The organism is Alicyclobacillus acidocaldarius subsp. acidocaldarius DSM 446, from assembly GCF_000024285.1.
In the GTDB taxonomy this organism is placed as follows: Bacteria; Bacillota; Bacilli; order Alicyclobacillales; family Alicyclobacillaceae; genus Alicyclobacillus; species Alicyclobacillus acidocaldarius.
Map to the genome: position 1 here is coordinate 1159671 of NC_013205.1, position 19391 is coordinate 1179061.

The 19391-nt window shown below is 55.6% G+C and carries 20 protein-coding genes and 3 pseudogenes; 8 read left to right on the forward strand and 15 right to left on the reverse strand.

Going from position 1 to position 19391, the window contains the following annotated elements:
- Positions 1–28: 28 nt before the first annotated feature.
- Positions 29–1726 carry a multicopper oxidase family protein gene (locus tag AACI_RS05505; RefSeq protein ID WP_012810483.1) on the forward strand — a complete coding sequence of 566 codons (1698 nt, stop codon included), beginning with the start codon at positions 29–31 and terminating at the stop codon, positions 1724–1726.
- A 140-nt stretch (positions 1727–1866) separates the two neighbouring features.
- On the opposite strand, the gene AACI_RS05510 is transcribed toward AACI_RS05505, so the two are convergent.
- From AACI_RS05510 to AACI_RS05535, 6 genes and pseudogenes are all read right to left on the reverse strand, one after another.
- Positions 1867–2223 carry a hypothetical protein gene (locus tag AACI_RS05510; RefSeq protein ID WP_148213741.1) on the reverse strand — a complete coding sequence of 119 codons (357 nt, stop codon included), beginning with the start codon at positions 2221–2223 and terminating at the stop codon, positions 1867–1869.
- 6 nt (positions 2224–2229) lie between these two features.
- Positions 2230–2568 (reverse strand): hypothetical protein, encoded by a 339-nt coding sequence (locus AACI_RS05515; protein WP_012810485.1) that lies wholly within the window; start codon positions 2566–2568, stop codon positions 2230–2232.
- Positions 2568–3149 (reverse strand): TlpA family protein disulfide reductase, encoded by a 582-nt coding sequence (locus AACI_RS05520; RefSeq protein WP_012810486.1) that lies wholly within the window; start codon positions 3147–3149, stop codon positions 2568–2570. The genes AACI_RS05515 and AACI_RS05520 overlap by 1 nt, the downstream gene beginning before the upstream one ends.
- 18 nt (positions 3150–3167) lie before the next feature.
- On the reverse strand, positions 3168–3887 hold the full coding sequence (locus AACI_RS05525; protein WP_394295652.1) for a cytochrome c biogenesis CcdA family protein: 720 nt from the start codon (positions 3885–3887) through the stop codon (positions 3168–3170).
- Positions 3888–4151: 264 nt separating this feature from the next.
- Positions 4152–5443, reverse strand: a pseudogene (locus tag AACI_RS05530) (IS1380 family transposase).
- An 810-nt stretch (positions 5444–6253) separates the two neighbouring features.
- Positions 6254–7246: a multicopper oxidase family protein gene (locus AACI_RS05535; RefSeq protein WP_012810488.1), complete on the reverse strand. Its 993-nt coding sequence runs from the start codon at positions 7244–7246 to the stop codon at positions 6254–6256.
- Positions 7247–7401: 155 nt separating this feature from the next.
- Between AACI_RS05535 and AACI_RS05540 the strand changes: the two genes are divergently transcribed.
- From AACI_RS05540 to AACI_RS05550, 3 genes are all read left to right on the forward strand, one after another.
- A complete protein-coding gene (locus AACI_RS05540; RefSeq protein WP_012810489.1) occupies positions 7402–7698 on the forward strand; it encodes a metal-sensitive transcriptional regulator in 297 nt (98 codons plus the stop codon).
- A gap of 21 nt (positions 7699–7719) precedes the next feature.
- Positions 7720–10104: a heavy metal translocating P-type ATPase gene (locus AACI_RS05545; protein WP_012810490.1), complete on the forward strand. Its 2385-nt coding sequence runs from the start codon at positions 7720–7722 to the stop codon at positions 10102–10104.
- Between the two features lie 77 nt (positions 10105–10181).
- Positions 10182–10388 (forward strand): heavy-metal-associated domain-containing protein, encoded by a 207-nt coding sequence (locus AACI_RS05550; RefSeq protein WP_012810491.1) that lies wholly within the window; start codon positions 10182–10184, stop codon positions 10386–10388.
- An 88-nt stretch (positions 10389–10476) separates the two neighbouring features.
- On the opposite strand, the gene AACI_RS17260 is transcribed toward AACI_RS05550, so the two are convergent.
- The 4 genes from AACI_RS17260 to flgB form a co-directional block, all read right to left on the reverse strand.
- Positions 10477–10719 (reverse strand): SHOCT domain-containing protein, encoded by a 243-nt coding sequence (locus AACI_RS17260; protein ID WP_041707983.1) that lies wholly within the window; start codon positions 10717–10719, stop codon positions 10477–10479.
- Positions 10720–10922: 203 nt separating this feature from the next.
- Positions 10923–11219 carry a flagellar hook-basal body complex protein FliE gene (locus AACI_RS05560; RefSeq protein WP_012810493.1) on the reverse strand — a complete coding sequence of 99 codons (297 nt, stop codon included), beginning with the start codon at positions 11217–11219 and terminating at the stop codon, positions 10923–10925.
- A gap of 13 nt (positions 11220–11232) precedes the next feature.
- Positions 11233–11442 (reverse strand): flagellar basal body rod protein FlgC, encoded by a 210-nt coding sequence (locus tag AACI_RS05565; protein ID WP_012810494.1) that lies wholly within the window; start codon positions 11440–11442, stop codon positions 11233–11235.
- Between the two features lie 5 nt (positions 11443–11447).
- The gene (flgB, locus tag AACI_RS05570) at positions 11448–11852 is read right to left on the reverse strand and encodes a flagellar basal body rod protein FlgB (RefSeq protein ID WP_012810495.1); all 405 of its coding nucleotides are present in this window, start codon (positions 11850–11852) and stop codon (positions 11448–11450) included.
- A gap of 570 nt (positions 11853–12422) precedes the next feature.
- On the opposite strand from flgB, the gene AACI_RS05575 reads away from it, so the two are divergent.
- Both AACI_RS05575 and AACI_RS05580 read left to right on the forward strand, forming a co-directional pair.
- Entirely contained in the window at positions 12423–13439 is a 1017-nt protein-coding gene (locus tag AACI_RS05575; protein WP_245530722.1) for a DUF7309 domain-containing protein, read from the forward strand.
- Between the two features lie 126 nt (positions 13440–13565).
- On the forward strand, positions 13566–13973 hold the full coding sequence (locus AACI_RS05580; RefSeq protein WP_012810497.1) for a VOC family protein: 408 nt from the start codon (positions 13566–13568) through the stop codon (positions 13971–13973).
- A 416-nt stretch (positions 13974–14389) separates the two neighbouring features.
- On the opposite strand, the gene AACI_RS05585 is transcribed toward AACI_RS05580, so the two are convergent.
- From AACI_RS05585 to AACI_RS05600, 4 genes and pseudogenes are all read right to left on the reverse strand, one after another.
- Entirely contained in the window at positions 14390–15043 is a 654-nt protein-coding gene (locus tag AACI_RS05585) for a cation diffusion facilitator family transporter (protein ID WP_012810498.1), read from the reverse strand.
- Positions 15044–15058: 15 nt separating this feature from the next.
- Entirely contained in the window at positions 15059–15940 is an 882-nt protein-coding gene (locus AACI_RS05590; protein ID WP_245530771.1) for a cation diffusion facilitator family transporter, read from the reverse strand.
- 68 nt (positions 15941–16008) lie between these two features.
- Entirely contained in the window at positions 16009–16389 is a 381-nt protein-coding gene (locus tag AACI_RS05595; protein ID WP_012810500.1) for an ArsR/SmtB family transcription factor, read from the reverse strand.
- Positions 16390–16548: 159 nt separating this feature from the next.
- Positions 16549–16890: pseudogene (locus AACI_RS05600) on the reverse strand (IS66 family transposase); the annotation flags it as partial.
- Between the two features lie 281 nt (positions 16891–17171).
- Here AACI_RS05600 and AACI_RS05605 point away from each other — a divergent pair.
- Entirely contained in the window at positions 17172–17444 is a 273-nt protein-coding gene (locus AACI_RS05605; protein WP_258165042.1) for a YolD-like family protein, read from the forward strand.
- A 98-nt stretch (positions 17445–17542) separates the two neighbouring features.
- Positions 17543–17833, forward strand: coding sequence for a gamma-glutamylcyclotransferase (locus tag AACI_RS05610; protein ID WP_081442619.1), 291 nt, complete (start codon positions 17543–17545; stop codon positions 17831–17833).
- A 268-nt stretch (positions 17834–18101) separates the two neighbouring features.
- On the opposite strand, the pseudogene AACI_RS05615 reads toward AACI_RS05610, so the two are convergent.
- A pseudogene (locus AACI_RS05615) lies at positions 18102–19319 on the reverse strand (IS256 family transposase).
- Positions 19320–19391 lie beyond the last annotated feature (72 nt).

The window sequence follows — 19391 nt, forward strand, 5'->3', positions numbered from 1 at the left end:
TTCCAATGCAAAGCAAAGGGGTGTCGCAATGAACAAGCAACACATTGCCCTGTACAGTGCGGTTGCTGTCCTAGCCGTTGCAGCTGGCAGCGGGTATTATGCTTGGACGACGCACAGGACGACAAGCGCATCCACGGGGCCGCTGGTTCCCACGGCCGGCCTGGATGGAAAGCTGGTATCCGTATCCGCCTTGGTGGCTAATTTCCCGTCTGGAGCGCACGTTCAGTCCTTTACGCTAACCGCTGAAGAAAAATCCATCACCTTGGGCGGGAAAACTGTCAAGGCCATGACGTTTAACGGAACTGCTCCGGGGCCCCTGCTCAAAGTCCGTCAGGGAGATCTCGTCGACGTGACTGTGCACAACCACCTCAGCGTGCCGATCACCGTCCACTGGCACGGAATCTCTGTACCGGGCTCACAGGACGGTGTACCTGGATTGACCCAAGACCCTATCCAACCGGGTGGCAGCTACGTCTACCGATTCGTGGCAAACCGAGCGGGCACCTACTGGTACCACTCTCACGTCAACAGCGTACAAGAGATCGGCCTCGGGCTGTACGGCGGAATCGTGGTCCTGCCCAAAAGCCAGACCGCTCCGGCAGCGGACCGAGACTACACGCTCATCTTGCACGAGTGGTCCACGTCTCCTTCGTCCTCGACCGATGAAACCATGGGGAACATGACCGGCATGAATGGGATGAGCATGGAGAACATGACCGGCATGAGTGGTATGAACAACATGAACATGGGAAGCATGGGTAACATGAGCGGTATGGGCACCATGTCCATGGGGGTACCGAGCCTACGCATCCATGGCTTCCAGGTGACGGACATGGACAAGAGTGCCGTTGGTGAAATGACCAACATGTACGATGCGTACACCATCAACCAGGACGCCCGCGGAAAGACCCTGCTCGAAGCAAAACCCGGCGAAACCGTGCACCTAAGGCTGGTGAACGCAGGCAATATGACGCACCTGATGACGCTGATCGGCACGCCGTTCAAAGTGGTCGCCATGGACGGACAGGACATCGCCAACCCAACCCCCATCGAGAATGAACTCCTCCCGATTGGGGCTGGCCAACGGTATGACGTAGAATTCACAATGCCTAACAGCGGAGACGTCCAGTTGGTGAGTGGGGATCCAGGCATGACGGAGCGCATGGAACTTCGGGTCACCATCGGCAATCAGATGCCCTCCGGCATGAGTTTGCTTTCCGCCGTCCCGGATGTCCAAAATGATCCATGGTTTGACTTCACCCACTACGGCAGCGGTTCCATCCCCGGCGTTCAGACGTTTACCCTGGACCAGAAGTTCGATAAGACCTTCAATATGGACCTCGGCGTCGGTATGAACCAAAGCGGCATGGTTTACACCATCAACGGGAAGGCATTCCCGGATGTGCCGCCGTTCGTCGTGAAGAAAGGAGATACCGTCAAGATTCACATTGTAAACAAGAGTGCGTATATTCACCCAATGCACCTTCACGGGCACATCTTCCAGGTGCTTTCACGAGATGGAAAGCCCATCACCGGTAGCCCGATTTTCCTCGACACGTTGCTAGTGCTACCAGGTGAGACCTACGACATTGCCTTCAAGGCAGACAACCCCGGGCTTTGGATGTTCCACTGCCACGACCTGCACCACGCTTCCGCAGGGATGGATGTCGTCGTGCAATACGCAGGCGTCACCGACCCGTACAATTTGAAGGACCTGTCGGAGTGACATCGACCCTACAGACCAAGCATTTGGACCACGATTGCGACTCGCAAATGGGCAGCGTAAGAAGCTGCCCATGTTTCATTGCACCACGAGCTCCTCACAACCATCGGGCGGTCAGAGCTTCCTGGTTGCATCGGACGAGGTCACAAGCGATCACGCACCCCTTCTCTCTGGGTGTGCTCATCCTTTATCAACGCTGCCGCAGGACTCGTCCCCGCCACGTCGTACCAGGCTTCCACAGAAATTGAAGCCGCCATGATGAACAAAAAGCTCCACTGTGAACGGTCAAACATGGTGTAGAGATCCATATGAGGAACCAGCAGAGATGTCCCAAGCAGCACCGCACCTGCAACCGCCAAGACCCGATGCGCATACATGCTGGCACGCCGGCTGAGCAGATATAGGATCACCGCACCCCCGCACCGCACCAGGTCCTCGAAGCGATATGGATGCAGATCCACATAGGTACGATATGCAAAATAAGGAATCGTACCAACCACCAGCGTCTACGCGACCAGCTTGAGTGTGGTTTGATCCAGCGCCTTTGTTCGCCACATGGAGATGATCAAATATAAGGTACTCGCACCTAAGCCCACGAAGATTCCTCCTGGAGGAGTCCCACCGATGACGGCCATCAGGTTGTCTCGCAGGCTCAAGCTTGGATGCAGCAAGATACCGGAAAACCGGGTGAACATTACAAACGTCAGCACGGCGCCGAACAACTTGTCCGCTACAATCTCTCGTGCTCGATCCTTGGGTTGCAGCTTGAGAAAGGCCCAGCCGCCTACACAGCCCAAGAGAAGCGCTATCCATGCATCGGGAACTCTTTGCAACAGCGCCAGCATTACTTCGAAATCCTCTCCAATTCCGCCATCAGGTTCTCTTTCGATATCGCCCCCACGTTTGTCGCCACAATCACCCCTTGGCGGTTTACAAAAAAGGACGTCGGTAAACCAATGACGCCATACTCGTTCGTCACCGTCCCCTTCGTGTCCAAAGCCACTGGCCACGTGATCCCGTACTGTTTCACGAACTGCTCCATGTCCGCCATGCTGTCCTGCGCAGTGACATTGACGCTGAGGAAGACCACCTTGTCACCGTACTGTTTGTACGCCTGCACAATGTAAGGCGTTTCCAACTTGCAGTAGATACACCACGATGTCCAGAAATTGATGAAGATCGGCTTCCCAATCTGTTTCTCAGTGTCAATCGTCTGGTTGTCCGGGTATTCCTGCAGTTTGAACGGAGGCATCCTGTACCCCGTTTGCGGGGCCACCGCCACGGATGATACGCCCGGAGCGGCATTTGCTGAGGATGCGATCGAAGATGCCACCAACGAATTTTGTTTCAGCGTGACCGTCCCCACGACAGCAATGAGCAATGCGGCGCCAGTACCAACCCACAACCATTTGAGTGGTTTTTTCACATCACAACCTCCCTTACCTTAGAATCCCGTGAACCCGCCATACAGCCGAATCAAGGCCACGGTGATCTTTGACATGGTATTCGTCAAGAGAAGCACCCCAAGGACCATCATGATGTATCCGCCTATTTTGCTGAGCATCGCCCCGTATTTGGCTAGCCTGCGAACGGAGCCCAAGGTGAAACCCAGAACAAAAAAGGGAATCGCAAACCCGAGGATGTAAGCGAGGATGAGCGGCAATCCAAGCGCACTGTTCGTGGCCGTCATCACCAGGACAGCGGCGAGAATGGGGCCAATGCAGGGCGACCACCCGGCAGCAAAGCTGACCCCGACCAGGACGGATGCCAGGTACCCCGTCCTGTCCGATCTGAACTCCCATTTTTTCTCCATCATCATCCATTTCGGTGTGAACAGGCCACTCAAAACAAGCCCCATCAAAAACACTATGATTCCACCGACAATACGGATGACGCCCCGGTAATTCACGAACACCTGACCAATCAGACTGGCCGACAAGCCCAGAGCCAGAAAGATAATGGAGAACCCGATGATGAAAAACAAGGTGTGTGTCAACGCACGTACACGATGATTCCAGGTGGCCCCACCCCCTTGTCCAAATGTCACCCCGGAGATGTACGACAGGTAGGACGGATACAAAGGCAAACAACATGGCGAGAGAAATGATAGGATCCCCGCAATAAAGGCAAGCCAAAGGGTCGGATGCGTGCCAAGCGTCAGAATGTCCGCCCCCTTTCCTTCAAGTTCGTGCCTGCTACTTTGGCATACCCTGAATCCGTGACAGGGCCGATGGAAAGAGGCTGATGTGTGTTCTCGCAAGCCCATTCACTGCGATTTCATGGATGTACATTCAATTTTCTTAGGGATTGTGAATATCGGTTGGAGCCAGTGCGGCGAAAAGGCAGATGTCCCCCCTGGACTCGTGAATGGTTGGGTTCGGTTCCCATATCAGGTCATATGCAGTGTCTTTGCTCGACACAGTTCACGTTACGCAAAGGCCAAGTACAATCGCCGAAATGCCGGGAGCCATCGATTCCCGTACCCCAATTTCAGCTTGGTCTGTCTGGCGTGTCGCACCATCTTGGCAGCCAGTGTCATCAGGTTCTGATCACAGTCCGGATCCGGCGACGTTCTGCCTTTTTTCGTAGCGGCGCATCATTTCGCTTCAGACTCTCCTGGCCGATCACTCGCAGCAGATTGTACGCCACGCATACAAAGTGCAATACCAAGTTGTTCGTGGCGAATTTGCCCGAGGGCAGCCGCTCGGCGTCCAGATCCGTCTTGATTTCGCTGTGGAACTGTTCCATCACGGCGTGGTCGTGATACAGGCGAATGATCACAGCCGGGTCATCCGGCAGTGAGGTCCAGTAGGCGCTGACCTCAATGTCCGGTACCAATAAGATTTGGCCGTCGGCCGTCGTGGTCCGTTCGATAACTTCGAACACCATGCGAACCGGTTCGGATACACCCTTGACGGGACACATCAGCGAACCGTGATATACCTTCTTGCCGGGACGAGGTTCATGACATGTCCCGTGTCGCTGGGCAATCTCAAGCCAGGCCGCGGGGCTCTCCTTTCGCAAGTTGCGCTTGATGATGAACTCGGCCCTGCTGTCCTGGGAGCGACACACGGCGATGTTTTCTGCACTGTCATTGCCGGCATCCAGACGAACCAGAAGCGGGAGCTCCGTCACCTGCCTTGCATACTGAATACTCTCCCGCAGGAAAGTCGACGTGCCCTTTTGTACGTGGGTACTGCCTTCACGCAGCTGGACATTGACCACGTAGCCCTCTTGGCCAAGGTAAGCAAAGATGGGGGCATATCCGTCGTGACCCTTGTATGTACGGGACACGCCTTCCTTCTTCGTGCCGGAATTATCAAAGGGACTGACGTCGATATCCAGCGGGATTTAAGTTCGACGCTCTGCAGGCTCGCCCAGTTCAATCGGATGCAGAGTTACATCGAGGGCTCTCAGGAGCCTTGCGGACTCTTCCCGGAGAATGGACTCCCAGCCGGATTTTCCGGCAACCATGTCCAAACGCTGGCGCAGCGTCGGGCTCGAAGGCACGTTGTCTACTTGCAGTGCGATCGTGAAAAACTCGTCATCTCGAAACGCTTCGATGTGGTCGAAGTCGGTCTTGCCTTGGCAAAGCAGCCCGATGTATGAGTATGCCACGTCCCGGTTTGAAATATTCGGTTTGCCCATACCAGGCAGGCGGGTATGATTCAACCGCTCGCCGATTCTGGTTTTATCAAGCAACACGCCGACAAGGGTCATTCCCGAATGCGTGACGATGACTTCATCGGATTCTTCAATGATGAAACGCAAGTGGTTCACCCCGATGGTGAAGAGGGATTTGAGTGAACAGATGTCCCAACGATCCCAATTCTACCGGACAAATCGCCAGCGTTTCAGCGATATTCATATCCACTCGTCACGGATTCAGGATACTTCAACATTCTTGATTCTGAAAGAGATCCCAGTAGATGTCCGACCGCCTTCCCGTCCGTCGTAATGGGACACGTATCCAGTTGACCGATCACGCCGTAAGGGTCCGGCCACTTGTTATTCTCATCGAACAGCACTAACACGCGCCCAGTAAATGATACTGCGTCACGCTCCACTCGAAGAAACTCTTTTCATTCCATCTGTCAGTCATCATCACATAGATCATTACGGTATTTCTCTGCGAACATCTTCAACAACAACCCAGCGTCTCCTCGATACAAGGCTGGCACAAGGCGTAAATAAATTCAGCAACTCCTTTATCTGTGTCGGAGGCGATGCCCCCCACCTCAACCTGGGTCATGGTTTTTGTCTACAACACAATCTCATATCGAAGACACTAAGGAATCCTACTGCAATGGCGAATACTACGATATTCCGGCGAGTCTGCCTGACCATCTCACCCTCCCGAACTTGCTCTAATTTGCGATCACCATACCGCACAATTATGAAGATGGTATGAAGGCCATGTGCTCCTGGAGGATGTAAAGGCTAGGCATGAGACGGACCGTGTTACAGAAATGCCCACCGAGGCCAGCGGCGTACGTGCCGCCAGTGGTTTCGTACGCCGCCGTAAACGCGTCACACGTAGGTGACGGTGGTAAACATACCACCCATGCCTGGCTGATGTGCATTCGTGGTGTGATGCGGTTTATGACAATGAAACGCCCAGACTCCCGGGTTGTTCGCAGCAAACTCGTTGTCCCACGTCTCCCCCGGTGCAATATTGATCGTGTTTTTCGACCACGGGAACCTGAGACGCGCCCCATCTGCAGCGACGACTTGGAACTCGTGGCCGTGCAAATGCATCGGATGCGAATCCATACTGATGTTTCCCAGCCGAATGCGCACCCGCTCCCCAAGTCGGACCCACAGTGGCGCAGTGTCTGGATACGCTTTTCCGTTCAAAGTGAAGTAATTGAAATCCATGCTCATGGGATTGATGTCAAAACGCTTCCCTTGGGTCCCCGACTCTCCTTGACTGAGATGATCGGACGTGGATAGCGCCACCACAGTCTGGGTTAGGGTATGCACGCCCATCTGCATGCCTCCCATGTCCACTCCATCGTTCGTCTGCACTGCCCATTCTTGGAGCAGCATGACATACTCCCGATGGGTCGACAGCACCCGAGGGAGTGAAACAATCATCCCCGCGAGCCCCATCATCTCCTGCTTCGCGTCCATGGTGTGAGCGTGATACATAAACGTCCCTGCCTGACGCACCACAAACTCGTATACATACGTCTCTCCCGGTCGAACGACTGGCCCTGCTCCGATTTCCGGCACACCATCCACTTCATTGGGCACGATGAGACCATGCCAATGAATAGAGGTGGATGTCGGAAGGCGATTCACAAACACCACCTGAACCCGCTCACCCGGCTGCACCACCATTACCGGGCCTGGTGTGGAGCCATTGTAGCCCCAGGCTCGGATGGTGACGCCGTTCACCAAAGTTTGTTCCACGGGTTCGGCCACCAAGTGAAACTGTTTGACTCCGCGCATCATGCGATGCGGCAAAAATGTCAAATTCGGTGCAATCAGCTTGGTCATCCCTACACGGATGGACCCCATGCTGCACGCCTCCTTTCCCCTGCAAGGATATGCACCAAGGAAGGCAGTTGCCTACAATTGACCGTCATTGGGGCACCCTGTGGATGAGCAGGTATTGACATATATACTTTACCGGGGTATGGTGTAATTGACGCCTTTGAGAGCGAGGGATGGCCATGTGCCCTGAACATGCTGGATACAGCTACGCCCAACACAAGAAAGACCTCCTGCGCCGGCTGCGGCGCATTGAAGGTCAAGTGCGTGGATTGCAAAAAATGATTGAAGAAGATCGTTACTGTATCGACATTCTCGTGCAGATATCCGCCATCAAGAGTGCGCTTCACCAAGTCGGGCTCACCATTCTCGAGTCCCACACCCGTGGGTGTGTGGCGGATGCTTTGGCCAACCGAGACCAGGGCGATGAAATGGTGCACGAACTGATGGACGTGATCCGTCAGTTCACTCGAGCTTAGCAAGCGTGGGGAGGGAAAACGATGAGCGAGGCCAAAGAGATCATGCTGCCCATCGAAGGTATGACGTGCGCCGCCTGCGCAGCTCGAATTGAGAAGAACGTCGCGAAACTGCCCGGTGTGAAGGAAGTGAACGTGAATCTCGCTTCAGAGCGAGCCCGTGTGGTGCTCGATTCCGACACACCGTGGAGCGAGGTGGTCTCCAAAATCGAAAAGACCGGCTATTCGGTACCAGTACGGGAGGTGGATCTCCACATCACGGGCATGACGTGTGCGGCCTGCGCCGCCCGCATCGAGAAAGTCGTCGGTCGCCTAGAGGCCGTCAAGTCCGTTCATGTCAATCTGGCATCGGAGAAAGCGCGTGTCAGTTATGTCCCGGGCGTGATCGACGAAGCAGACATCATTCAGGCGGTGGAAAAGGCCGGGTACGGCGCTATCCTCGCGAGTGAGGCGGCAGAAACCGAAGAGAAAGAACGGAAACTGCGTGCATACCACAGGGACCTCGCGAAATTTGGGTTTTCCGTGCTCATGACCGTGCCCTTGGTCGTACAGATGTTCGTAATGCTCGTCGGAGGACGACCGTTTCTGCCGAACTGGCTCTCTTGGCTCCTCGCCACGCCAGTGCAGTTTTACGTAGGTTGGCGGTTTTACAAAGGTGCGTACCATGCTCTCCGAGGCGGGGCAGCCAACATGGACGTGTTGGTTGCCCTTGGGACCAGCGTAGCGTATGTGTACAGCACCGTCTTGACCCTGCTTGGGCGCTCCGACGTGTATTTTGACAGCTCCGCTACCGTGGTAACCCTGATCTTTATGGGCAAGTTGCTTGAGGCTCGTGCCAAGGCCAAGTCGAGTGCCGCCATCGAATCCCTGGCCAAGCTCGGCGCAAAGGTGGCCCATGTCCTGCGGGAAGGTGTGGAAACCGACGTGGCCGTCGAGGAGCTGCGGGTAGGAGATCTCGTCCGGGTCCGTCCTGGGGAAAAGGTGCCGACGGACGGCGTTGTCGTGGAGGGCACGACTTCGGTCGATGAATCCTTTCTCACCGGCGAGTCGATGCCCGTCTCCAAACACCTGGGCGATGAGGTCGTGGGCGCATCCATCAACCAAACGAGCGCCTTTGTCATGCGGGTGACGAAAGTCGGCCGGGATACCGCGCTGGCACAGGTGATCCGATTGGTCGATCAGGCTCAGGGTTCGAAAGCGCCGGTGCAGCGACTGGCCGACAAGATCTCCGGCATTTTCGTTCCTGTTGTCCTCGGAGCGGCGCTCGTCACGCTTCTTGTCTGGGGAATGTTAGGGCACTGGTCGCATGGATTGCTCGCAGCGATTGCCGTGCTGGTTATCGCCTGCCCATGCTCCTTGGGGCTTGCCACCCCCACCGCCATCATGGTCGGCACGGGCCTTGGGGCAGAATCCGGCATCCTTGTCAAGGGTGGAGAACACCTGGAACTCGCCCACCGGGTGAACACGGTGGTCTTCGATAAGACGGGTACGCTCACAACCGGCAAGCCTGTAGTGACGGACGTCTGGTCGGCAGATGGAGTGGAACAAGATGATGTTCTCAAGGTGGCAGCCGCTCTTGAAGCGCAGAGCGAACATCCGCTTGGCCGAGCCGTGGTCGCTTACGCCAAGGAGCATGGTGTCGAGATCCCGTCGGCGTCCGAGGTCCAGTCTGTTCCAGGTTATGGAATTCGGGGCATGGTGAAGGGTGCCAGAACACGCGTTGGGAATCGGACCTGGTTCGTCGATGCGAATGTAACCATCCCCGACGATGTCTTGGCGGCGTTTGAGTCTGCAGGCAAGACGGCGGTACTGGTGGCACAGGATGAGCGGTTGCTCGGCGCCATCGCTATCGCCGACACGCTTAAGTCGGACGTCCAAGGTACGGTAAAAGAACTCCAGACAATGGGGATCGAGGTTTGGATGATCACGGGCGATGGAGCCCGCACCGCAGAGGCCATCGCGAAGCTCGCGGGGATCACGAACGTTATGGCTGGTGTTCTTCCAGCCGAGAAGGCGGCCAAGGTGGAAAGCCTGCGGCACGCAGGTCGGGTGGTCGCCATGGTAGGCGATGGCATCAACGATGCACCTGCACTGGCGGCAGCCGACATCGGAATCGCCATGGGGACTGGCACCGATGTGGCGCTGGAGGTGGCGGACATCGTCCTCATGCACGGCCAGACACACGGAGTCGTCGACGCTTTGCGTCTGTCCAAGGCGACCATGCGTAAAATACGCCAAAACCTGTTCTGGGCGTTTTTCTACAATGTCTTGGGGATCCCGCTAGCAGCTTTGGGTGTCCTCAGCCCCATCATTGCCGGGGCGGCCATGGCGTTCAGTTCAGTCAGCGTCGTCTCCAACAGCCTGCTGTTGCGCCGTCTACAGATCGGAAAGGAGGTGCATGCAGCGTAGGAAGATAACGTGCTAACGTCATCACACAACACACGGACGACCTAAACATATACGAACCATGAAAGGAGACGATGGACATGACAACAGCAACCATCATCGTCAAAGGCATGACGTGCAGCGGTTGCGTAAACTCCGTCACCAAGGCGCTCAAAAACGTGGAGGGTGTCCAGGAGGCGAGCGTGGATCTAGAAGGACAGAAAGCTACGGTCACCTTTGACGAGACGAAGACCAACTTGGCCACGCTGAAAGAGGCCATCGAGGACGCCGGTTACGATACAGAGTGAAACATTCTTGCGAGGAAGGGAGAGCGGATTTGTCCGCCTCCCTTCTGCCATATGACCATGTACGGCAGGCAGAGAACGCTCCGGCCATCTAGTCTCGTAAGTCCTTGAGACGCTGCAAGTATTCCTCCCGGTCAATTTCACCACGAGCGTAGCGTTCTTTGAGCAGCCGAACAGCATGGTCGTGCTCTTTAACGTGTGGACTGAGAGAGCCTCTTCTGACCACACGGGCGATGACCCAGAGCACAAGCAGGATTCCGGCGATCAAAATCAATGTGGAGAGTATCCAATACAGACTCATGAACCCGGATCCCATCATGCCCATCCCATTCATCACGGTTGCGATTCCCCCAAACTGTTCCGACCTGCTCCTAGTGTAACGCACTTGTGGCGTACTAACCCATCAAACTCGGGTGATAGCCAACAACCGTCCGATCAATCCACCATGCTGCACTGGCATGGAATGAATGTCCCGTCTCCGGGCGTTTTACAGGAGTTAGTTCATCGCATTTCACCCTATTCCACCGAAGAAGTTCGCTAAATCTGCATATTCATCAAGGTGGTGTACGCCTGCTGCACGCGCGTGGCGACCTGCGACAACATGTCGACCGCGAGAGAGGCTTGTGTCCCGGCGATCATGAGATCCGCGGTCGACACCGGCCCCCCGCTCGCGTATTCGACGGCAAGTTGATCAGCTCGCGCCGCCGCCTGGTTGACGGCGTCGAGCGCCTCGCCGAGGTAGTCCGAAAAGCTCATTCCGCCCAGCGCGGCGCCGCCCGCGCTCGCGGCTGGCCCCACGCCTGCGAGCGAAACGCTGGTCACCGGTGCGATCATGGCGATTTCCCCCTCACTTGCCGATGCTGAGGGCCGTCACGGCCATCTGCTTCGCCGCGTCAAAAGCCGTCGCGTTGGCCTGATACGCACGCGTCGCCTGGATCAAATCGACCATCTGCGTGGTCAGGTTGACGTTGGCGATGTTATTTGCGATCACGTTCAACCACAGCTGGTTCGCCGCGAGGCCGCTCGCCGAGATGTTCATGCTCAAGTTGTCAAACATCGACATCAGCTCCCCGTGATGGCCGTGCGCAGGCTATACAACCGACCCGAAATAACCTGCACGAGCGTGTCGTATCGAACCTGGTTTTCCGCGAGCAACACCATCTCTTCCGTGATGTCCACGTTGTTGCCGTTCGAGTTCACGGTTGTGGACGGATCCGTATACACGACCGGGGTCACGTCGGGCAACGCGTTCAGATCGTAAGAGGGCGCGTCGCCGCCGATCGGAATCTGCGCCTCACCGAGAGCTCCGCTCGCCTGACCACTCAGCGCGTTCTGCAGGAGTGTCTCAAACGCCACGTCCTGGCGCTTGTAGCCGGGTGTCTCCGCGTTCGCAATGTTGTTGGCGTACACCGCCTGACGGAGGGTCGACGCGTCGAGCGCGTTCTGCAGCAATTCGAAAACCGTCATGCGTACCCTGCTCTCCTCCGACAAACTTCGACGAATTCCAATCCGAAACTACAAATTCGTCGCGCGATCGTCGAATCCTGCTCGCCGCAGTTTTGTTTTCTTATGAGAGCGTTGCAGAATCACGAGCCCGTGCGTAGCAAGGGTTTTTCGAGCATAAAGAAGGACTTCACCCCAACTTAAGAGAAAGAAAATGGTATCCACCAAACCATTTCCAAGGGGGGCGAAGTCGTAAGCGTAAAGCGGCGCACAACATGGCAATGTGCCTCCCTGTGCTGGAGAAGGGCCTCATGCAGCACCGTGGGAGGTTTTTTATATGTCTGGGATGTCTCATCAGGAGAAACGTGAAGTTTGGCGCGAACGCATAGCGGCCTTCTACTACATAGTCTTCCCTTCTTGTAAGTTATGATCTGAGCGTGTGTATCGGCGTCTCCGACTCCAGACTGGTCTCGGACCTTTCTGTTACAATGCAATTGACGGTGCTTGTGTCCAGGCACGGTGATGAAGACGCATAAGCAGGATACATTACAACCTTTTTCGAAGGAGGGGATGATCATTTCCGACGCACCTTCGTTGGGTGAGTGGAAGGCGCTCTACGACGCCGCTATCGAGTTCCGTAACTTGGCTCCATGGCAATGGATGTATGATGATGCCCTGTTCGCCATCGAGGATCCTGACACCGGCCAGATTGGCTATTGTTCCGTCATGGGCGCTCTTGGCGAGTTTCATGGATTGGCGGTCTTTCCGGGGGAGGCCGGGTGGAGGTCCCTTCATCGGCTGATGCAAGACAATGAGCCATCGTCGGCCGCCGAGGAAGAGAGGGTGTACGGGCAATTCGCGCTCATCGCGTCGTTTGAGAGCAGTCGCGATGTCACTGAGCAGGACCGTGCCGTCATGAAACAGCTCGGCCTCCGCTTCCGGGGCGAGATCGCATGGCCTGTGTTTCGTAGCCACCGTCCAGGGTACTTGCCATGGTATCTGACGCGGGACGAAGCGAAACTCCTGACGGTCGCGCTATCCCAAGCCACTGTCGTAGCTTCTCGCATTCGCCAGCAGTCCGACCTGCTCGAGCCGCCTCAGCCCAACCAAATCCTGACCCGCAGGCGGGTAAAAGACGGCACGTCCTTTGAGTGGATCGACGTCTGGACCGAAACACCGCAGTACACCCTCTCGGCATCCGAGATCCCGCCGATCCGCGTTGACGAGGTCATTTTGAAGCGCATCCGTCGCCAAGAGACTCGAAGGGGAGAGTGGGAAGTCGACATCTTTTATGCGCCGTTCGCAGTCGAAGAGGGCGAGCGACCGATGTTCCCCAGAATGTTGATGTGTGTAGACCATGCCTCTGGCATTGTCCTTCAAGTTCATGCGGCTGCTCACGAGACGTACGCGCAGGAGTCCGTGGACAAGCTCCTCGAAACCATGCTCGCCGGAGGCTGTCCAGCGACGTTCCTATTTCAGCGTCCGGAGGTCGGCACGTTGCTTCGTCCCATCGCAGAAGGTCTTGGGATCGAGCTACGTCAGGAAGACTGGCTACCTGCCCTCGAGGAGGCCAGGGAGGCGCTGGAGCAGGGGTTGGGTGGCAAGGGGTGATGGACTTTACGACCCACATTTCGCGCCCGTCTTTTTCGACAGAAATTTTGAGTGCACACGTGGAATTGGATAGCCCGTCTTATTTTCGCGCGGGAGGGTTTGCCACTGAACCAGGTAGCAGGGACTTTGCATCACATCGAGATCAACGTATCGGACCTCAAGCGTACAACGGAGTTTTGGGGCTGGCTACTGGAGTTCTTTGGTTATTCACCATATCAAGCCTGGGAGCACGGGCGGAGTTGGCGAAAAGGCATCACGTATCTGGTGTTTGTCCAAACTGAAGAATGTTTTCAAGAGCCGAAGTATCACCGCCGGCGAGTCGGGCTAAATCACCTGGCATTTCACGCAGATTCGCAAGCTCAAGTTGACGAACTGACTACTCAACTGCGTATGCGCGGCGTGCCGATTCTGTATGAGGACCGGCATCCATATGCAGGAGGGCCGGACCACTATGCAGTGTTTTTTGAGGATCCTGATCGGATCAAAGTCGAAGTCGTCGCGCCGATTCAGGATAGGAACCGCCGAGGATCCTGAAGGTAGAACCTCGGGCAAGAGGGCTGTAGACACTACACGAGTTATCCACAGGCCCCACGAACCCGCGTCGGCCATGGGTTTGTGGGACTTTGTATGACTACCAAGTGTCGAAGTCGGGGCAAAGGTCCGCACTCCTATCCGTCGTGTTGTTTGTTGGCACTTACAACATTCGACGAAGGGCGTGCGGATCTTTTTTTATCCCCTCCCTGACGGAATTTCGTGGCCACTCATGTCGATTCTATCGTGGCCATCTACAGCAGTCTGATATCCGCGGGTTGAGTACCGCATTTCATACCATCCGTCACGGGGCTGCCTCTGACTAAGAGCGTGGGTCGGCTATCAGCCTTTCACGATAGCGGGTGCAATAAAACCGACGACCATTAGCCCCTCGATGAAGTTACCGTTTTCGAGAGCAGTCAGCAACAATCATCGTGACAACAGCCACAGGCACCTTCTTTTCCGCGGGCTTCCTGAACGGCTTCCCAACCTTCTTTGACGACGAAATACACCAGCGCCAGCGCCGCGATGGAGTCAACCCACCACCAACCAAACAGAGCAGTCAAAACAACACCGGCAAGCACCGTCCAAGCCATGTACGCACATACGATGCTGCATGCCCCATCTGCGCGAAGTGCCTTACTGCCAATTTCTACACCAATTTTCTTCTTCAAACGCGACAAGATCGGCATAATGATGCCTGATGCGATGGCTAAGCCAATTCCTACATAGGTGGACTCGGCTCCTTGATGCGTCCAAAGCTTATCGATCGATGCAACCACGATATAGACCGCAAGCAACAGCAGGGCAATACCGACAACCCAAGACGAAATTTTTTCCGCACGATTCACTCGCGCCAAACTAGCTCCGCGTGCTTCAATCGTCAGACGCCAGAGAAGGACTGCTCCGGCGATCAGTTCGATGATGCTATCAGCACCAAAGGCGACAAGTGCTAACGAGTGTGCTATGATGCCCGAGCCAATCGCCACCGCCGCTTCAATGACCATCCAAAGAACGGATACCAATTCGATATTGACACCCTTTTTGACGACGGAAACAGCATGTGAAGACATTGATATTCTCCTTCCTCAATGATCGTCATGGTTGTCATGAATGGCATCGTTTTTACACAATATCGAATCACCATGCGGATGGGCTGCATCTTCGGGTTGGATGGTCACATGACGGATGCCCAAGTGAATGAGTTTGTGCTCGACATCTCGCAAAATGTTTTGCGTTTCTTGAACTGTCATCTTGCCATCGACGACAACATGACAAGACAGGGCGTTTCTTCCACTGGTAATGGTCCAAACATGCAAATCATGAACTTGTTGAATTCCCTTCACCGAAAGGATGGCATCGACGACTTGCGGAATTTCAATGCCAACGGGCGTGCCTTCCATTAAGACATTGACAGTCTGTCTAACGATCCGCCAAGCACCGAAGGCAATCAACAAGGCGATCAAGACGCTTAAAATCGGGTCAATCACGTACCAGCGCGTGAAGGCGATAATGATGCCGCCCATAATAACGCCTGCGGACGCCGCTGCATCACCAAGCATGTGTAGAACCGCGCTCTGTACGTTGATGTTTTCTTCATGACGCATGCCAAGTCCCAGGTACAAGTTCATAACGAGACCCACGCCTGCGCTGAGAAACATCCAGGTTGGCGTCACATGTTCCGGATGCTGAAAACGGCCGTACGCTTCCCGTAAGATCCAGAGGGTTATTAAGATCAGCGTCACACCATTGACGAAAGCAGCCAAAATACCTGCACGATAATAGCCAAAGGTCATACCCTCGTTCGCTGGCTTTTGGGACTGCTTCATCGCGTACCAAGAGAGCCCAATGGCTGCAAGGTCCGACAGCACATGTCCTGCATCAGACCACAACGCTAAGCTGTGTGAAATCCAGCCACCAAGAGCTTCGATGACCAGAATAATTAGCGTCAAGAAAAACGCGATTTTCATTTTTCCCACTGCTACATGGGAATGGAATGCATCACTATGGTCATGTCTATGATCGTGACTGTGCATACTCATTCGATGTTTCCTCTTTCAGCGCCAATGTGAGTGGCGTGATCAATTGCCATTTGCAAAAGCCCCATCGTGTGGGCATCGTCGTGACGATAATAGACCGTGTTGCCCTCTCTGCGACTTTTGACTAATCGCAGTGCCTTAAGGTAACGCAATTGATGGGATACAGCCGATTGGGTCATACCCAATATCTCAGCGAGATCACAGACACACAATTCACGCTTGGATAAGTTGTACAAAATGCGAATGCGTGTCGGGTCGGCGAGTACCTTGAACGTCTCAGATAGCCTTTCAACGACCGAATCGGAAAGCTGTTCAACACAATCGTTCACAGCGTCTTCATGAACGACATTACAACACGTCTCATGGTTCGTATCCAACATCAGTTTTCACCTCATACATGAACAATTACTCATATAGTCATTATATGTACTAAGACGGTAAGCGTCAACACGAACACACCTTGCGAGGCATCCGCTCTGTCGTCGACCATGTGGAGCAGAAAGCCCCGCCACAACTGCAGCGGGGCTCGTCAGCATGTCTTATTTTCGGCGCCTGATATGAGCTGGTAGCGTCTCTGACCATGGCAACAACGCGGCCATGGCGGTTTTGTCATCCGTGTCCATGTTCGGCAGCTTCTCGAACAGGTACTCCAAGTAGGCAAAAGGATTCAGGCCGTTTTCCTTCGCCGTCTCCACGATGCTATAGGCAATGGCGCTTGCCCGCGCGCCGCGCGGCGTGTTCGCGAACAGCCAGTTCTTTCGTCCGATCACAAACGGCTTCAGCGACCGCTCGCACCGGTTGTTGTCGATCTCCAAATGCCCGTCTTCCATATAGCGCACCAGCTTCGGCCACTGCTTCAGGCAATAGCTCACCGCCTGCCCCTGTATTGCGACATTTAAAAGTGCAGAATAGCGGCACGTTCAAATTCCCAGTAATTATATTTAATAAACGCCAATATTAGAGCACTTGACATGGAGCCTCTGCGAGCATGATTCCGCGTCATTTGGGGGCGGAGGGGACGCTTCTCCAATCGAGGTCAGCAGGCTATCATGCCCGCTTCTCCATGTCAAGTGCTCATCAAACTGGAAAATAAGACACGCCGCTATTCTGCATTTTTAAGTGTCGCTACACAGACGGAAACATCTTCGAGACCATGCGAATGATGTTGCCTGAGCATCGCGAGCTCATGGCACAGCTCCAACGCGAACGCTCCAGACGGAAGCCACCCATGCTCACTGAGGAGCGCATGGCCGAACTGCAATACACGCTCTGCGAAGCAATTCACGAGGAACGCGCCGTGCGCGTAACGGTGTTTACACCGGAACGTGACGTGGTACTCGTCGGCCGGGTGCCGGTGCACGGTCGGGAGTTGCGCGTCAGAACCACGGGCGGTGAGCGAGTCGTGAGATTGGACGACGTGATCGGCATTGAATGAATGTAACCACAAAAGCGGCGCATGCCTGTGGATAAGTCCGACAAGCCGCGCCGCAATAGGATCCCACATCCATCCATGAGTCTACGTGCTATGTCCAACTGTCGAAGTCGGGGTACGACTGGGGCGCGTATCCGGTCGTGAGCCTCGAGGAGGACGGAGAGATCGTCGGCGAGTGGGTCGAAGTGACGGACGAGGGGATGAAGGCGCTGGATCGACTGGAGGGCTACCCGCATCTCTACGATCGCGCGATGGTCGAGGACCTGGCGAACGGCCTGCGCGGGTGGGTGTATCACATGCCGGCGGCCAAAGCGAAGCAAAATGGCGAGCGAGTCGAAAGCGGCGATTGGGTGGAGCATGTTCGGTATTCACCGCGCGGAGTGAGAAGGTGATCACGGATGCTTTCCCGCCTGCTTTGGTGGGATAAGATGCTTCGCGTGGGGTAGTGTCCCGTCAAGTGGTGGAATTTCACCGTTTGTGTCTACTCTGTGACGTCGTCGGCTTTGTCCCTTGTAAGACCTTATCGACCGCCTTCGCGCTCCGTCAAGGGACGCTTCGCTCGTCCATCGGACGCCCTTGACGCCGCGCTTGTCGGTCGATTCGAAGCCATTAGGCCAAAGCCTTCGTGTGGGCAGTACGGCCCACGTGCCGGCATCCCTCCTACTTCTGCAACAGAGCCTGCGCGGATAGCATGGGCTGCTGTGGCTTCAGCTTCGCCATCGACTCTAAGCTGAAGTACCGGCGCGAAACCAGCCACTCTTCATGTTGCTCTTGCAAAATTGCGCCCACCAACCTCACCACGGAGTCTCGATTCGGGAAAATCCCCACGACGTTCATCCGCCGCCGCATTTCCCGATTCAGGCGCTCCAGCGGGTTCGTCGAGCAAATCTGTCGCCAGTGCTCAAACGGAAGTGCCATGAAGGCCAGCACATCCTCCTCCGCGTCGGCCAGGATGGCCATCGCCTTCGGATATCGCCTACGAAACTCCCCGACCACGCGACGGAGTTGCTCGCGAGCCGCGTCCTGCGTGGGTTGCGTGAAGATGGTGCGAAGGATGGATGCCATCATCGGCTGCTCTTTCTTGGGTACCTGGCTCAGCACGTTTCGAATTGCGTGGACCTTGCATCGTTGCCAGGTCGCGCCCGTCAACACCTCTGCAATCGCTTGACGCAAGCCCGCGTGCGCGTCGCTCACGACCAGCCGTACCCCGCGCAGCCCCCGTGTCTTCAAGTCACGAAGGAAGTCCGTCCAGAATGCGCCGTCTTCGCTCGTGCCGACGTCAAACCCGAGCACCTCTCGCTCGCCCGTGTCCGACACGCCAATCGCGATGACCAAGGCCATGCTTTGCACACGTCCACCTTCGCGCACCTTGGGAAACGTGGCATCCAGCCACACGTACGGATACTCGCGCTCGAGCGGCCGCTCCTTAAACTGCTGCACCGTCTCGTCCATCTGTTGACACAGACGTCACACCTCGCTCTTGCTGATACCTTCCAGCCCCAGCGCTCGAACTAAGTCGTCGACTTTACGGGTGCTCACGCCCTTCACATACGCTTCTTGAATGACAGCTGCCAACGCCTGTTCCGCTCGGCGCCTTGGTTCGAGCAACGAGGGGAAGAAGCTCCCCTGACGGAGTTTCGGGATTTTCAGGTCAACAGTCCCAAGGCGCGTGTCCCACGTGCGGGAGCGCGAGCCGTTTCGCTGCGTCACGCGGCTATCCGTGCGTTCATAGCGTTCGGCTCCGATTTTCTCGACGGCCTCTGCATCGATGAGAAACTGGGCGACAAGCTGCATCAACTCTCGCAACACGTCGATGTGATCCTCATCTTGCATCTTGCGGATCCATTCCAAAACTGCGAAGCTATTGAGCAAAGCCATCGTGCGTACCTCCTACTCTTTCGTGTTGTGCCACACACGAGTAGACACGCACGGTGGCTTCACTGTCAACAA

Bases quoted from the DNA above. Each gene is read 5' to 3' on its own strand.
- AACI_RS05505 (WP_012810483.1), top strand. From the start codon at position 29: ATGAACAAGCAACACATTGCCCTGTACAGTGCGGTTGCTGTCCTAGCC.
- AACI_RS05515 (WP_012810485.1), bottom strand. From the start codon at position 2,568: ATGCTGGCGCTGTTGCAAAGAGTTCCCGATGCATGGATAGCGCTTCTC.
- AACI_RS05535 (WP_012810488.1), bottom strand. From the start codon at position 7,246: ATGGGGTCCATCCGTGTAGGGATGACCAAGCTGATTGCACCGAATTTG.
- AACI_RS05540 (WP_012810489.1), top strand. From the start codon at position 7,402: ATGTGCCCTGAACATGCTGGATACAGCTACGCCCAACACAAGAAAGAC.
- AACI_RS05545 (WP_012810490.1), top strand. From the start codon at position 7,720: ATGAGCGAGGCCAAAGAGATCATGCTGCCCATCGAAGGTATGACGTGC.
- AACI_RS05550 (WP_012810491.1), top strand. From the start codon at position 10,182: ATGACAACAGCAACCATCATCGTCAAAGGCATGACGTGCAGCGGTTGC.
- AACI_RS17260 (WP_041707983.1), bottom strand. From the start codon at position 10,719: ATGAATGGGATGGGCATGATGGGATCCGGGTTCATGAGTCTGTATTGG.
- AACI_RS05560 (WP_012810493.1), bottom strand. From the start codon at position 11,219: ATGATCGCACCGGTGACCAGCGTTTCGCTCGCAGGCGTGGGGCCAGCC.
- AACI_RS05565 (WP_012810494.1), bottom strand. From the start codon at position 11,442: ATGTTTGACAACTTGAGCATGAACATCTCGGCGAGCGGCCTCGCGGCG.
- flgB (WP_012810495.1), bottom strand. From the start codon at position 11,852: ATGACGGTTTTCGAATTGCTGCAGAACGCGCTCGACGCGTCGACCCTC.
- AACI_RS05585 (WP_012810498.1), bottom strand. From the start codon at position 15,043: ATGTCTTCACATGCTGTTTCCGTCGTCAAAAAGGGTGTCAATATCGAA.
- AACI_RS05590 (WP_245530771.1), bottom strand. From the start codon at position 15,940: ATGAAAATCGCGTTTTTCTTGACGCTAATTATTCTGGTCATCGAAGCT.
- AACI_RS05595 (WP_012810500.1), bottom strand. From the start codon at position 16,389: ATGTTGGATACGAACCATGAGACGTGTTGTAATGTCGTTCATGAAGAC.
- AACI_RS05605 (WP_258165042.1), top strand. From the start codon at position 17,172: ATGTTGCCTGAGCATCGCGAGCTCATGGCACAGCTCCAACGCGAACGC.